The following is a 13,342-nucleotide window of genomic DNA, read 5'->3' on the forward strand; positions in this document are numbered from 1 at the left end:
ATTCTTCACCTACTGCCTTGCCGGCTGTGCGGCCGGCGTTTGTGTCTGCCGGATGGCGTGCGCCGCGATCGCCTGTTCGCTGATGTCGTCTCTGTGGAGTTCGGCCGCGATCGAGCCGTCGCGCATCACCAGCACGCGGTCGGCGAGCCGGATCACCTCGGGCAGTTCGGAGGAGACGACGATGACACCGTGGCCTTCCCGGGCGAGCTCCTCGATCAGGTGATAGATCTCCGCCTTGGCGCCGACATCGATGCCGCGCGTCGGTTCGTCGAACAAAAGGATGCGTGTTCCGGCCGCCAGCCAGCGGCCGATGATCGCTTTCTGCTGGTTGCCACCGCTGAACAGGCGGATCGGCCGGTCGAGCAGGAACGGGCGCAGATTGACGCGGCCCATCTGTTTCAACCGGGTGTGATCGATGAGGCCGCGCGACGCGAACACACCCATCGAAGCCAGCGCCATGTTGCTGGTGATCGAGCGCAGCGGCACGATGCCTTCGCGCTTGCGCTCCTCCGGCACCAGGCCGATGCCGGCGGCAATCGCATCGCGCGGGCTGGCGAAGCGCGTCGCTTTGCCGTCAATGGCGATCGTCCCGGCCGTGGCGCGATCCGCGCCCGCCAGCAGCCGCAAAAGTTCAGTGCGGCCAGAGCCGACAAGGCCGGCAATGCCGAGCACCTCGCCACGATGCAACTCGAACGACACATCGCGCACCTTCGTTGTCGAGGAGAGGCCGCGCGCACTCAACATCACCTCGTTCGAGGCGTGAGAGATATGCCGTTCCTGCGCCAGTTCGCGGCCAACCATCATCGCCACGACCGCCTTTTCCGACAGGCCTTTCAGGTCGACGGACTCGATGACCACGCCGTCACGCATGATGGTGGCGCGCTGGCAGATGCGGAACACCTCATCCAGCTTGTGCGAGACATAGACGACGGCGACGCCATCGCGAGCGAGACCGGTGATGAGTTGCGCCAGCCGTTCGAATTCGCTCGGCGTCAGGCTCGATGTCGGCTCGTCCATGGCGACGATGCGGGCGCGATCGAGCAGCGCGCGGGCGATCTCGACGATCTGCCGCTGCGCCACCTTCAGGGTTCCGAGGGGAGCGGCTGGGTCGATGGACGGATCGATGGCTGCAAGAGCCTCGGCGGCGCGGCGCTCCTGTTCCCGCCGGGCGACGAAGATACCGCCGCGCGTCAGCGGTTGGCCGAGGAACATGTTCTGGGCGACGCTGAGGCGCGGCACCTGCTGCAATTCCTGGTGGATCATGGCGACGCCCGCGGCACGCGCGGCGACCGGATTGGCAAGCGTCACCGGCTGTCCGTCGATGAGGACGCTTCCCGCCGTCGGTCTGTAGACGCCCGACAATATGCGGAGCAGCGTCGACTTGCCGGCACCGTTTTCGCCGAGCAGACCGTGGATTTCACCGGCACTGATCGAGAACGACACATCGTTGAGCGCCCGCACGGCCGGAAACAGCTTGGAAATGCCCTGGAATTGCAGCCGGGGTGACATTGGGTTCAATCTCCGGGCAACGGTGCCGGCCGGGAGCGAACTGCTCTGGCCGGCACCCGCCGATCGGCTTTACTGGCCCGCAGCGGCATCTTCGAGCAGGGCCTTGCGCGCGCCGGGTCCGGAATAGCGGTCGGCATTGTCCTTGGTGATCAGTGCCTGCGGCGTGGCAACGACGCGCGGCAGCTTTTGTCCAGCCACCAGCCGCAGCGCCGTTTCCAGAGCAACCTCACCGGTTAGCACCGGGAAGCTGTCGACCGTGCCGGTCAGTTCGCCGGCGCGGATCGAGGCATAGGCGTCGGAGATGCCGTCAGTGCCGAACACGACAACCTTGTCCTGCATGCCGGCAGCCTTGACCGCCTCGACAATGCCCAGTGCCATGCCGTCATTGTTGGCATAGAAGCCGATCAGGTCGGGGTGCTGCTGCAGGATGTTGACGGCCGCGTCATAGGAGGTCTGGCGGTCCCAGTTGCCGGGAACACTGGCGACGACCTCGAACTTGCCCCCTTCGGTGATGGTGGACTTGAAGCCATCGGTGCGCTGCACGGCTGCATAGACGCCGGCCTGGCCTTCGACGATGGCGACCTTGCCGCCATTCGGACGGTTCTTGATGAACCATTTGGCGACGCGCACGCCATTGTCGCGCTGGACATTGCCGACATAGTGCTCGGCCTGCGGGATGACTGCATCGTTGACGTTGACCACCGGCACATTGGCGGCCTTGGCCTGCTCCATGATCGGCTGCAGATTGGCGTCGGTCTGCGGCGAGACGAGCAGAACGTTGTAGCCCTGCGTGACCAGGCCTTCGGCAATGGTCAGCTGGCCGAGCTGGTCGCCTTCGCTCTGCGCCGCCTGATAGACGACGGGAATGCCGACCTTGTCGCCGAACGCCTTGTAGCCCTCGCCCAGCGAGCGCCAGTATTCATTGGTCAGCGTCTTGGAAACCGCGCCCGCCTTTGTGCCTTCGGGCAGTTTGGGGAAAGCGCCGAATTTGGCCTCGACCTGCGACCAGTCGATGCGGTCCTTTTCCGTATCGGAATTGAGCGGCGCGGGATCGGCGGAAAAGGCCGAGCCGATGGATAATGCCATCAGTGCGGCGGTAGCGGTGGCAAGCAGAAGTTTCATTGTATTCCTCCCTTGTTGAAAACGGCGATGGCTCGGATGCCTCAGCTGTCCGGCCCGAGCATGATTTCCTGGATGATGGCCTGCGACGTCACCGCGTCCTGGCTGTCCATGGCGGCGGACAGGCGATTGTCCTGCTCCAGCCGGTCGACGACGCGCAGCATGCGCTTGACAGTGGCGATGTTGACTTCGCATTCGCGCACCGGGTCGAGCCCGGTCATGTCGGGGAATGTGTCGAAATAGATGGCGCCAGCGTAACCGTCGCGGCGGATCTGCCTGAGCAGCTCGATGGTCTGCAGCGTGTGCACCGCGCCGACCATCAGGCCGTCATCGCGCTTGGCGTAGCCGTCGTTGAGGTGCACGCCGAGCAGCTTGCTGTGACGCGCCACCAGGGCTGCGGCAAAGGCCGGCTGCTCGTCGGCATAGAGCACATGGGCGAAATCGAGCGTGACGCCGAGATTGGGCAGGCCAACGTCACGGATCGCCAGCAAGGTCGTCGCTGCGTCCGGCATCAGGCTATAGGAACGCGGCTCATTGGGCTTGTATTCAAGGCTGATCTGGCAGTCGGGATCATGCGCGGTTACTTCACGAATCCCATCGACTTCGTGTTGCCAGAGCGTCGCATAGTCGGCCTGGAAGGCGTAATCGAAGCCGTCCTGGCCGAGCCACAGGGTCATCAGGCCGGCGCCGGCTTCACGCACGGCGTCGATGCCGGCCTTGGTCAGGTCGATGGCCTCGCGGCGTACCGCCGGGTCCGGATTGGTGAAAGCGCCGAGCTTGAAGGCCGGGTTGGAGTAGTAGCGCATGGCGAAGCCATTGATGGAAAGGCCGAGGTCGCCGAGTTTGCGAGCGATTTCAGCAGGCTTTTCGCCGACATGGTCGGGGTAGTTCAGATCGAGGTCGGTCAGTCCGGCAACCTTGGCGGCGCGTGCCGCCATCTGCAGCAGCGACGGCTTGCCGGAGAGGTCGGGCCATTCGGCCTGTGGGCGCGAGGCAAAGGAATTCAAGCGCGTGGCGAAGCGATTGGCTGTCATGATCGACCCTTCAATAGTCATAACTTCACACAGAAACAAATATTTGTAAAGTTATTGTTTTGAGGAGCGGTGAGCAGCCGCTGGGCCGCGGTTGCGGTCAGGACTGAGCCACGTAAAGGCGCGCCGCCAGTTTCCCGGCCGGCGTCGTAGGCTGGAGAATCCGTCGGGCGGTGAATCAGTAGCCGGGCAGGGCCGTCCTCATACCGCCGCCTTGCGGAAGCGGGCGACGAAGTCGTCGAGTTCGGGCCTCTCCATGTCGGAGGTCGCCCAGTAGGAGAAGGCGCCGTCGCTCCAGTGTACCAGCGAGAAGCCACCTGACGAAACGTCTTCGGGCTGGCTGGTGGCGCCGTCTTGCTGCGGTTCGGCGACCAGCGTGATCAGGTGCTCGCGGTGGCGGTAGACCAGCGCCGGCACCGGCCGACCTGATATCACCTCGACCCGGCCGCCGATGAGTGCGTAGCCATCCTGCGCGAGGTCTGGCGCCGGCGGCGATACGCCGATCCGGGCATCGAGCCATGGCTTGACCGTATGGCGGTCGGACGAAACGATGTCGATCGGACTGGCGGCGAGCAGGCTGCGGCGATGGCCGCTGGCGACCGCCGCGGCGAAACCGTCGGACGCGTTGTTGACCATCACCCATTGCGTCGCCCCGCTGGCCAGCACCGCGCTGATCATGATCGACGCGGCTAGTGCGCGCCAGTCGAACGGGCCGAAGGTCCGCGACGAACCTGTCCTGGCGTCCCGTCTCCGGCCGCCCCCGACTGACGCCGCGATCAATCCTGGTTGCGGCGACGGCGTGCCCCGCTGCGGCTCGGCCGCTTCGTCTTGTGCCGGTTGCGCCGTGCCTGTCGCACCAAGTGCGGCAATGCGCGCCCGAAAGGCATCGCTGACATCGGGGCGCGGCAGGCGGCCGAGCGCGCCCTGCAAGGCAATGATGCGGGCATGCTCGGCGGCCAGCGCCGGATCGGCGGCGATGCGCCGCTCCACCGCCAGTGCGGCCGCTGCATCGAGTTCGCCATCAATGAGGGCGTGGATCATCAGCCGCATGACCTCGGGATCGTTGGGCAGCCCGTCGTCATGATTGGTCATGGCGCTCTCCAAGTTCAGACACAAGCAGGCCGCGGGCGCGGGCCAGCCGCGACATCACCGTGCCCATCGGTACCTCCAGAATGGCCGCCACCTCGCGGTAGCTGAGACCGTTGATGTCGCGCAGCACCAGCGTCTCGCGAAATGGCTGCGGCAGTGCTGCGATCGCCGCCTCAAGTGCCGCCGTATCGGCCCTGGCGATCAGGCTCGCTTCGGGGCCGTCCTGGTTGGGCAGGCTGGTGCCGTGTGCCGCCGCCATCTCGTCGAGATCGCCGAGGTCGCCGACGGCCAGCATGCCGCGCGGCCGGTTGCGCGACATCCAGGTATAGGCGGTGTTGCGCACGATGGTCAGCAGCCATGCGCGGGCATTGCCGCCGGCATATCCGGCGATGCCGGCATGTGCCTTCACGCAGGCCTCCTGCACCACATCCTCGGCATCGGTGGCGTTGCCGGTCAGCCAGCGGGCGAGCGCAAGCGCATCACCAAGATGGGGCAGCACCACCTCGCCGAAGCGCTCGGCCAGGGCCTTTTCGCTCAACACCGCAGCATGCTCCGGCACTCCCGGCAGGTTCTGCCACGCCCCTTCAGGGAGCGACGGTGATCTTGCCCTGCATGTGCGGGTGAAGCCCGCAGAAATAGGCAAAGTCGCCTGCTTTGGTGAAGGTGAATTCATATGTGTCACCGGTGTCAAGCGCCTTGGAGCGGAAGGAGGAATCGTTGGCGACGACAAGATGCGGGATGTCGTCGTCGTTTCTGAAGATCACCCTGGTGCCGGGCTTGACCGTCAGTTCGTGTGGCGTGAAGGCGAAGTTCTCTATTTTGACCATCGGCGCATCGACCGCCGCGCGCAGCGGCTGACAGGTTCCCGTGGTCAGGGTGAAAGCGGTGAGGATCGCGACCATGTGCCGGGCCGGAAGGCGAATGCAGAGCATGATGATTTCCTTTGCCGTCCAGGCTCAAGCCAGCGTCGAGTCGATGATGGCGAGATCCTGCCCACCTTGCTTCACGTTGACGCTGCTGGTGCCGAGCAGGCCGCGCAGTTGCCCGGCCGGCACCGTCATCGGTCCGGGCGAGGCGGCGGTGCCCGGCGCCGGCTGCGGGAAGGCAGTCGAGCGCGCGGTGTGGAAGGTGACGTTGCCTTCCACCTTCTGCATGATCTGGTGGATGTGGCCGTTGAGCACGGTGACCGAGCCGAAGCGCTTGAGCAGGCCGAGCGCCTGGGCCGCGTCGTCGGTGCCCCAGCCCCATTCGGGATAGACCGCCCACAGCGGGATATGAGCGAAGACGACGATCGGGGTCGACGCGCTGACGGCCTTCAGGTCGTCCGCCAGCCAGGCCAGCTGCTCGGGGCCGAGATTGCCGAGCCCGCCGGCCTTGAGGTTGACGACATTGACCAGCGCCACGAAATGCACGCCGTTCTGGTCGAACGAGTACCAGCCGGCGCCCCTGGTGCCCTTGCCGTAGCGGTCGAGATAGGCTTTGCCGTTGCCGTCGTCGATCAGATCGTGCTCGCCCGGCACGTAATGCACGTCGAAGCCGGCGCCGCCGATGATCTCAGCCGCATTGTCGAACTGTGCTGGCTTGGACAGATGGGTGATATCGCCGGTGTGAATCATGAAGGCGGGTTTTTGCGGCAGCGCCTTGATCTTGCCCATCGCTTCCTTGAGCGTGTCGATGGCATGCGGGTTGGCCGCCTTGTCGAAGCCGATATGGCTGTCGGATATTTGCAGGAAGGTGAACCCGGTGGCCATGGCTTCGGCAGCTTGTGCGGCCCCGAGCAGGTTGAGCGACACCGGTATGCCGCCTGAAATCGTCCACAGCACACCGGTGCCGGCCCAGATCATGCATTCCAGCGCATGGCGGCGGCTGATGCCGTCGCGCCCGCTCTCGTCGTCGTGGTGATGGGTCATGTCGGTCTCCTCAACGCCGGGAGTGGCGTATGCTGAGGAGACTCTGGATGGCTGCGGTTTATTCCCGGCTGGGGAGGATCCGGCCGTTCACGGTCGCGTGATGGCGCGCACTGACCGCGACCGGCGCATTTTCAGGTGGTGGTCTACCTGGCGTTTCAATCCGGCCAGCGCAAGACACCGGAAGAATCCTTGCGGGCAGGCTTCATGGCATCGGCGGGCCGCTCGGCTGTGGTCAAGATGGCGCGCAGCCGTTCGGCGACGATCTCCGCCTCGCCGGGATGAAGATTGCAGGGGTCGAGGAAGAAATGGCCGCGCTCCACCTCATGGTTGCGCACGACGATCGGCGGCGCGCCCGTAGCCAATGCGGAGGCCAGACCGGCCGCCGTGAACCGGCTCTCGGGCAATACAAAGATCTGCAACCGATCCAGCGGGTTGGCGGTGGGGTCGGGGATGATCTGCGCGACGATGCCCGGCAGCCCCTGCAACGCATCCTTCCACAGGTTCAGTGCCGCTTCTTCGCGCCGTCGGATGCCGGCATGGTCGCGCTTTTCCCAGGCTTCCAGTGCGGCCATGGTGCCGGCGATGCTTTCCTTGCCGACCTTCATGGCGCGCGCGACACCGCGGTTCTGCAGATAGGCGGCTCGAACCAGATCCTTGCGCCCGGTGACGATGCCGCTGGTCGGTCCGCTCAGGAATTTATGTCCACTGTAGATGACGACGTCGGCACCGGCCGCAAGGAAGCCGCGCAGATCATATTCGGAGGCCGCATCGACGATCACCGGGACGCCTCTGGCGTGGCAGATCTCGCAGAATTCCTCTAGGGACAGCATGCCGTACTGCACGGTGTGGTGGGCGACGACATAGAGTCCTGCCGCCGTGCGATCGTTGATCGCCTCACGCACATGGTAATCCTGCGTAACGCTGACGGTGCCAGCCGGCACGACCTTTGCGCCGGCCAGCCGGACCGACTGATCGATTGGCGCGCCGTAGTTGACGATGTGGCCGAGCTGGACGATGACCTCCGACTTCAGCCCTTCGGTGTCGTCCGGCAGTCGCTCGATGGCGAGCAGGTTGGTTCCCGTCATTGAGCCGGCAATCGCCATGGTGATGCCGCTGGCGCAGCAGGCGGTGATGAAACCGGCCTCGCCGCCGGTGAGGCGCGCAACGATCGTGCTTGCGGCACGCTGCAGATCGTCCATCTCCACCCATTGCGAGGCCATCTCCGCCATGGCGCTGATCGCTTCAGGCACGATGATCGATGCGCCGAGCGCTGTCATCGTGCCGGAGACGTTGATGATCGGGCGAAGACCGAGTCGTTCGCGGATGGTGGTGTTGGAGCCGTCGGTGGAAGTGGTTTTCATCTCTAAGATTCCATTTCTAACGGGTCAGGCGGCGATCTCGATGACCGCCTCGATTTCGACGGTGATGTTCCCAGGCAAGGAGCCGACGCCGATCGCCGAGCGGGCATGGCCGCCGATGGTGTCGAACACATCGGCGAACAGATCGGAACAGCCATTGACCACCTTCGGGTGGTCGCTGAAGGTTGGTATCGCGTTGACAAAGCCGAGCAGCTTGACGATGCGCACGATCCGGCAAAGATCGCCAGTGGCTGCGTGCATGACGGCCAGCAGGTTAAGGCCGGTGAGACGGGCATGGCCATAGGCCTCTTCGACGGTGACATCATCCCCCACCTTGCCGGTGAACAGCGTGCCGTCGGTCCGCAGCGGCCCCTGGCCGGACAGGAAGATCAGCCGGCCGCTTTCGGCATGGGTGACGAAATTGGCGATCGGGGTCGGCGGCTCCGGCAGCGTCAGGCCCAGCGCGGCGAGCCGGATATAAGGCGTCATGAAAGAAGGCTCCTTGCGACAGCGCTCGCTGTCCCGTTTAGAAATGCGAGGCGCGGAAACGTGCCAGGAAGGTGCGCAGGCGCTCATTGTCAGTGTCCGCCGCCAGGATTTCGGCGGGTGGACCTGCCGCGCTGACGCCGCCGTCAGCCATGAAGACGATGCGGCTCGAGGCATCGCGGGCAAAGGCCATTTCGTGCGTGACCATCACCATCGTCATGCCGTCCTCGGCCAGGCTGCGCACGACCTCGAGCACTTCGCCGACCAGCTCCGGGTCGAGCGCGGAGGTTATCTCGTCGAGAAGCAGGATCTTCGGCCCCATGGCTACGGCGCGAGCGATGCCGACACGCTGCTGCTGGCCGCCGGACAGTTCGGCGGGCAGACTATCGGCCTTGTGGGCGAGGCCGACCCGGCCGAGCCAGTGTTCGGCGATCGTGCGGGCCTCCGCACTGCTCTTGCCGCGCACCTTGGTTAGACCAAGCATGATGTTGCGGGCGGCTGTCAGATGCGGAAAGAGGTTGAAGCTCTGGAACACCATGCCGGTCTCGGCCCGCATGGCGGCCAGATCGCGTTCGCTGCGGCGCTGGCGGGCTCCGGCTTCGCGAAAGCCGACCTCTTTGCCATCGATGCGAATCGAGCCGCTGTCGTAGCTTTCGAGGAAGTTGACGCAACGCAGCAGTGTGGTCTTGCCGCTGCCCGAGGGACCGATGACCGTCACCACTTCGCCGCGCGCCACCTGCAGGCTGACCGAACGCAGAACCTGGACTGTTCCAAAGGCTTTGGAAACGTCGCGGATGTCGAGAAGCGCCGGGGTGTCGTTCGAACCTGTGGACATTGCTAATCCCGAATGAAGGAGAAACGCCGCTCGAGCCGGCGGCTGGCCAGCGAGAGGGCATAATTGACCGCGAAATAGATGAGCGCGCCGAGTAGGTAGAGCGGCATCGCCTCATACGTGCGGCCGATGACCTGGTTGATGGCCTGCATCAGATCGGTGATGCCGAGCAGCGACACCAGCGCGCTGCCCTTGACCGCGTCGGTGACGCCATTGATCCACGGCGGCAGGAAACGCCTGAACGCCTGCGGGAAGATGACGTAGGTGAGGCGCTGGCGAAAGGTCAGTCCGATCGCCATTGCGGCCTCGGACTGACCCTTCGGAATGGAGCCGACCGCACCCCTGAGATATTCGACGACCTGCGCCGTCTTGAACAGGGTCAGCGCTAGCACGGCGGCCCAGAAGGACGGCAGATGAAGCCCGACGGCCGGCAGGCCATAATAGACAAAGAAGATGAGCACCAGGATTGGTATGCCGCGAATGGTATCGCTGAAGATGCGCACCGCCCATTGCAGTGGCATGGGGCCATAGACGAGACCGACGCCCATGATCACGCCAGCGATCAGGGAGAACACCACGACAAGCAAGGATACCCATAGTGTCAGGGCAAAGCCCTGGGCGAGGAAAGGCAAGGCATAGGCGATTTGGGTCAGCATGTCAGCGCGCCGCCCTGAACCGGCGTTCGACAAGCCGAAGCGCAAAAAGCAGTATGTAGCCGGTAAGCAGGTACATCGCCGTCACGACGAGATAGACCTCGACGATCCGGAACGTGTTGAAGTTGATCCACTGGGCGCCATAGGTCAGTTCCGGCACCGAGATGACCGAGGCGACGGACGTGTCCTTGAACAGCGATATGAAGGTGTTGGACAATGCCGGCAGCGTGATGCGCAGCATCGTCGGCAGGCGCACGTTGAGCAGCCTTTGCCACGGCGTCAGGCCGATCGCCTTGCCGGCGTCCAGCTGTCCGCGCGGAACCGCCTCGAGCCCGGAACGGAACACCTCGACCAGATATGCGCCGCTGTAGAGCGAGAGCGTGACGACAAATGAGGTCGGCGCGCTGTAGGCGAGATCGACCACCGTCGGCAGGCCGTAGAAGACGAGATAGACGAGCAGGATCAGCGGCACGTTGCGGATGAATTCGACATAGGCGGCGATGATGGTGCGCACCACGCGCCCGGCCGAGACGTACCAGACCGCCAGGACCAGGCCGATGACGATGCCGATGGCGATCGAGATGACGGCGAGTTCGAGACTGAGCAGCAGGCCGCTCCACAGCTTGTCGAAATGCCGCCAGATCAGATTGAAGTTGAGGGCGTAGCCCATGCGTCCGCCTCGGTTGCCGCAGGCCTCAGGGAGGCGGAAGGGCGCTGGATACGCCCTCCCGCCTGATGCTGGTCAAATGGCTGGGAAGCCCGGATGGCGCGCCGGAGGCTCCTGTCCGAAATAGTCCTTGAACGCGGCGTCGTAGAGGGCATTTTCGTGGCCGAACATGGCGATGGTGAAAGTTGAGTTGACGAAAGTCAGCCAGTCAAGGTCGCCTTGCCGCAGAGCCGCGCCATAAAGCATGCTTAGCCAGCTCTTGCCCGCATCGAAATATTTGTCCGGATTGCGCGAGGCGAGCCAGCGCACCGTGGACAGATCGACGGCCGCGGCGTCGACGCGTTTCGATTCCAGCGCCTGCAGCACGTTGGCCTGGGTATCGATCTGCATGACCTGACACTCGGGCAGCACCGAATGCACCTGCGCTTCGGCATCGACATTCTGCAGGATGGAGATGCGCGTTGCGGCGCCGCCGGCAAGCAGCTTGTCGAAAGTCTTGTTCTCGGCGGTCGGCAGGCTCAGCAAGGCAACGCCCTCGACATAGTAAGGCCGGGAAAAATTGACCAGCTGCGAGCGCTGGGCGCTCATGGTCATGAACTGGATGGTGATGTCGACCTTGTTGGTGGTCACGTTGGGGATGCGCTGTGCCGGATCCTGCATGACGAATTCGACCTTGGTCGGATCGTCGAAAAGGCCCTTGGCGAGAATGCGCCCCATGGTGATGTCCATGCCGACCAATTCGCCGGCATCGTTCTCAAAGTGCCAGGGTGCGTTGGTGCTGCCGGTACCGACGATCAGCTTGCCGCGATCGAGCACGGTGCGCAGCAGGCTGTCGGACGCTGCCTGGGCAGCGGCTTTCTGGGCATCGACGGTTGCCAGCACGCCAGCCGTGGCCAGCCCTGCCATTCCAAGTTTCAGAAAATCACGTCTTCCGGATGTGTCGTTCACGGCGACCTCCTTTCGTGTTGTGTTCCCCTTGTGCACAGGCAAGACACACGTCCGGTGATTTTGTCTCTTACAAGAGACGAGTGTATCCTGTACAAGACAGATATTAACACCGGGAATCGACAATGCAAGATGGCAATACCTCCGCGATTTCAGCCGACGAGAAAATCTCGGGCTCCCGTGAAAAGGGACTCAACCGGGTGCTCGAGATTCTGGAGTTTCTTCACACGACCCAGCGGGCGATCGGCATTGGCGACCTTGCCAAAGGGGTGAATGCACCCCGTTCGACGACCTATACGCTGGTGCGGTCGCTGGTCGATGCGGGCCTGCTGGAATTGGAAAGCGACGGCAATCGCGTCTATTTCGGCAAGAAGCTCTATCTCTATGGAATGGACTATGTGCGGGGCAACGACCTCCTCAGACGAGGGCGTCAGGAGGTCGACAATCTATCGCGCGAGACCGGCGAGACGTCCGAACTGTGCATGCTGCAGAGCGGTCGCTACACGATCGTCCACGCGAGCCCAGGCACCAGGCCTTTTCGCATCAGCTCTGCCACCGGCCTGCAGATACCGCTGCCCTGGACGGCCTCGGGGCGACTGCTTCTGGCGGGGTTGGACAGGGCTGAAATCGAAGCCATGGTGTCGGACGACGATCTCGTGCTGCCCGACGGTCGCAAACTGCGGCTTGACGATTTTGTCACTGACATCGCGAAGGCGCGAGTCGCCGGCTATTGCGTCACCTCGGGCCTGGTCGATGCCTATACGAAATGCCTTGCCGCGCCGGTCTTTTCGGCGCCGGGCAAGGTCGAGGCGACGATGTGCCTGGTGGTCCCCATCGACACGTCCGAGGAGCGGACCGGCGAGCTCATCGGCCTGCTGCGTGATCGTGCTGCGAGACTTTCGACCGCCGGATAGGCGCTCGAAAGCGTACGCGCCCTTCAGGCAATGATGTCGGGAATGATCTTGTCTTCCAGCGCCATCAGCCGGTCCTTGAGGAACAGCTTCTTCTTCTTCATGCGCTGGATCTGCAGTGGATCGCAGGCCATGGCGATCATCGCGTTGATGGCCGCATCGAAATCGGCATGCTCCTGCTTCAGCCGGGAATATTCGAGCCGGATATCAGCCTGTTCCTGATCGGACATTATCTACCGTCTGCACGTCTGCGGCGCCCAAAAATGGGCCTGATTGGGCGGGGCCGGTGGGATTTTGCAACCGGCGCGCAGCCCATATCACATTTCACATTGTCGTGGAATGCTACCACGGATCATTCGACATCGCTGCCGGAAGGTGACACACTGTCATCATGCCGTCACAGAAGCGAACCTGCGGTGGACGCGCCATGACGGCTGCAATCGAGGAAACCATGAAAGGGAGAACCAATCATGTCTCTTGCATCCCATCTTGATGAGTTGCAGCGGAAACACGGCGACATCGAACGTGAAATCGATGATGCGATGAACCATCCATCGGTCGATGACCTCGAAATCGTGAATCTCAAGCGACGCAAGTTGGCACTCAAGGACGAGATTGAAAAACTCAGAGGGAAACCGACCACGCATTGATGCCCTCCTGACATAGCCGCTCACCGTCCGCGGCTTCTTTTCCCGGCGGGTGCCATCCGCCGGCCTGGGAGGTTTTGATTTCCGGCACTGGGCCATCAGCCTGAGCCGGATTTCCACCCGGCTTAATTTCCGCTTCGGCCGTCGCCGGATTTCGCCAGATCATCGATTGTTTCTGGTCCTTG

The 13,342-nt window shown here is 63.6% G+C and carries 16 protein-coding genes; 2 read left to right on the top strand and 14 right to left on the bottom strand.

The annotated features are described in order from the left end of the window. Nucleotides 1-9: 9 nt before the first annotated feature. From NKH57_RS13490 to NKH57_RS13550, 13 genes are all read right to left on the bottom strand, one after another. Complete coding sequence (locus NKH57_RS13490; protein ID WP_352944732.1) at nt 10-1,509, bottom strand: sugar ABC transporter ATP-binding protein; 1,500 nt, start codon at nt 1,507-1,509, stop codon at nt 10-12. A 69-nt stretch (nt 1,510-1,578) separates the two neighbouring features. Further along, complete coding sequence (locus tag NKH57_RS13495; RefSeq protein ID WP_352944734.1) at nt 1,579-2,631, bottom strand: sugar ABC transporter substrate-binding protein; 1,053 nt, start codon at nt 2,629-2,631, stop codon at nt 1,579-1,581. A 41-nt stretch (nt 2,632-2,672) separates the two neighbouring features. Next, complete coding sequence (locus tag NKH57_RS13500; protein ID WP_352944736.1) at nt 2,673-3,662, bottom strand: sugar phosphate isomerase/epimerase family protein; 990 nt, start codon at nt 3,660-3,662, stop codon at nt 2,673-2,675. Between the two features lie 198 nt (nt 3,663-3,860). Continuing rightward, a complete protein-coding gene (locus NKH57_RS13505; protein WP_352944738.1) occupies nt 3,861-4,751 on the bottom strand; it encodes an anti-sigma factor family protein in 891 nt (296 codons plus the stop codon). Next, nucleotides 4,738-5,286, bottom strand: a complete 549-nt coding sequence (locus NKH57_RS13510) for a sigma-70 family RNA polymerase sigma factor (RefSeq protein ID WP_352944740.1) — start codon at nt 5,284-5,286, stop codon at nt 4,738-4,740. Before NKH57_RS13510 ends, NKH57_RS13505 begins: the two co-directional genes overlap by 14 nt. 46 nt (nt 5,287-5,332) lie before the next feature. Next, nucleotides 5,333-5,680, bottom strand: a complete 348-nt coding sequence (locus NKH57_RS13515; protein WP_352944742.1) for a cupredoxin domain-containing protein — start codon at nt 5,678-5,680, stop codon at nt 5,333-5,335. A gap of 24 nt (nt 5,681-5,704) precedes the next feature. Then, nucleotides 5,705-6,658 carry a metallophosphoesterase family protein gene (locus NKH57_RS13520; protein ID WP_352944744.1) on the bottom strand — a complete coding sequence of 318 codons (954 nt, stop codon included), beginning with the start codon at nt 6,656-6,658 and terminating at the stop codon, nt 5,705-5,707. Nucleotides 6,659-6,813: 155 nt separating this feature from the next. Further along, a complete protein-coding gene (locus tag NKH57_RS13525; RefSeq protein ID WP_352944746.1) occupies nt 6,814-8,019 on the bottom strand; it encodes an aminotransferase class V-fold PLP-dependent enzyme in 1,206 nt (401 codons plus the stop codon). Between the two features lie 24 nt (nt 8,020-8,043). Then, the gene (locus tag NKH57_RS13530) at nt 8,044-8,505 is read right to left on the bottom strand and encodes a RidA family protein (RefSeq protein WP_352944748.1); all 462 of its coding nucleotides are present in this window, start codon (nt 8,503-8,505) and stop codon (nt 8,044-8,046) included. A 37-nt stretch (nt 8,506-8,542) separates the two neighbouring features. Next, entirely contained in the window at nt 8,543-9,337 is a 795-nt protein-coding gene (locus NKH57_RS13535; RefSeq protein ID WP_352944750.1) for an amino acid ABC transporter ATP-binding protein, read from the bottom strand. 2 nt (nt 9,338-9,339) lie between these two features. After that, nucleotides 9,340-9,990, bottom strand: a complete 651-nt coding sequence (locus NKH57_RS13540) for an amino acid ABC transporter permease (protein WP_352605821.1) — start codon at nt 9,988-9,990, stop codon at nt 9,340-9,342. 1 nt (nt 9,991) lies between these two features. Beyond that, on the bottom strand, nt 9,992-10,657 hold the full coding sequence (locus tag NKH57_RS13545; protein WP_352605823.1) for an amino acid ABC transporter permease: 666 nt from the start codon (nt 10,655-10,657) through the stop codon (nt 9,992-9,994). A 72-nt stretch (nt 10,658-10,729) separates the two neighbouring features. Then, on the bottom strand, nt 10,730-11,602 hold the full coding sequence (locus NKH57_RS13550; RefSeq protein WP_292643047.1) for a transporter substrate-binding protein: 873 nt from the start codon (nt 11,600-11,602) through the stop codon (nt 10,730-10,732). A 122-nt stretch (nt 11,603-11,724) separates the two neighbouring features. Here NKH57_RS13550 and NKH57_RS13555 point away from each other — a divergent pair, with 122 nt between their 5' ends. After that, entirely contained in the window at nt 11,725-12,513 is a 789-nt protein-coding gene (locus NKH57_RS13555; RefSeq protein ID WP_352828281.1) for an IclR family transcriptional regulator, read from the top strand. A gap of 23 nt (nt 12,514-12,536) precedes the next feature. Here the strand turns inward: NKH57_RS13555 and NKH57_RS13560 are convergent, their stop codons facing one another. Beyond that, nucleotides 12,537-12,740 carry a YdcH family protein gene (locus tag NKH57_RS13560; protein ID WP_023757446.1) on the bottom strand — a complete coding sequence of 68 codons (204 nt, stop codon included), beginning with the start codon at nt 12,738-12,740 and terminating at the stop codon, nt 12,537-12,539. A gap of 240 nt (nt 12,741-12,980) precedes the next feature. Here NKH57_RS13560 and NKH57_RS13565 point away from each other — a divergent pair, with 240 nt between their 5' ends. Further along, nucleotides 12,981-13,160, top strand: coding sequence for a YdcH family protein (locus NKH57_RS13565; RefSeq protein WP_013529217.1), 180 nt, complete (start codon nt 12,981-12,983; stop codon nt 13,158-13,160). Nucleotides 13,161-13,342 lie beyond the last annotated feature (182 nt).

Source organism: Mesorhizobium sp. M1050 (assembly GCF_040318715.1).
Classification (GTDB): domain Bacteria; phylum Pseudomonadota; class Alphaproteobacteria; order Rhizobiales; family Rhizobiaceae; genus Mesorhizobium.

What these genes read in the sequence shown, in the direction of transcription:
- NKH57_RS13490 (WP_352944732.1), bottom strand. Translation starts at nt 1,509, where the DNA reads ATGTCACCCCGGCTGCAATTCCAGGGCATTTCCAAGCTGTTTCCGGCC.
- NKH57_RS13495 (WP_352944734.1), bottom strand. Translation starts at nt 2,631, where the DNA reads ATGAAACTTCTGCTTGCCACCGCTACCGCCGCACTGATGGCATTATCC.
- NKH57_RS13500 (WP_352944736.1), bottom strand. Translation starts at nt 3,662, where the DNA reads ATGACAGCCAATCGCTTCGCCACGCGCTTGAATTCCTTTGCCTCGCGC.
- NKH57_RS13505 (WP_352944738.1), bottom strand. Translation starts at nt 4,751, where the DNA reads ATGACCAATCATGACGACGGGCTGCCCAACGATCCCGAGGTCATGCGG.
- NKH57_RS13515 (WP_352944742.1), bottom strand. Translation starts at nt 5,680, where the DNA reads ATGCTCTGCATTCGCCTTCCGGCCCGGCACATGGTCGCGATCCTCACC.
- NKH57_RS13520 (WP_352944744.1), bottom strand. Translation starts at nt 6,658, where the DNA reads ATGACCCATCACCACGACGACGAGAGCGGGCGCGACGGCATCAGCCGC.
- NKH57_RS13525 (WP_352944746.1), bottom strand. Translation starts at nt 8,019, where the DNA reads ATGAAAACCACTTCCACCGACGGCTCCAACACCACCATCCGCGAACGA.
- NKH57_RS13530 (WP_352944748.1), bottom strand. Translation starts at nt 8,505, where the DNA reads ATGACGCCTTATATCCGGCTCGCCGCGCTGGGCCTGACGCTGCCGGAG.
- NKH57_RS13535 (WP_352944750.1), bottom strand. Translation starts at nt 9,337, where the DNA reads ATGTCCACAGGTTCGAACGACACCCCGGCGCTTCTCGACATCCGCGAC.
- NKH57_RS13540 (WP_352605821.1), bottom strand. Translation starts at nt 9,990, where the DNA reads ATGCTGACCCAAATCGCCTATGCCTTGCCTTTCCTCGCCCAGGGCTTT.
- NKH57_RS13545 (WP_352605823.1), bottom strand. Translation starts at nt 10,657, where the DNA reads ATGGGCTACGCCCTCAACTTCAATCTGATCTGGCGGCATTTCGACAAG.
- NKH57_RS13555 (WP_352828281.1), top strand. Translation starts at nt 11,725, where the DNA reads ATGCAAGATGGCAATACCTCCGCGATTTCAGCCGACGAGAAAATCTCG.
- NKH57_RS13560 (WP_023757446.1), bottom strand. Translation starts at nt 12,740, where the DNA reads ATGTCCGATCAGGAACAGGCTGATATCCGGCTCGAATATTCCCGGCTG.
- NKH57_RS13565 (WP_013529217.1), top strand. Translation starts at nt 12,981, where the DNA reads ATGTCTCTTGCATCCCATCTTGATGAGTTGCAGCGGAAACACGGCGAC.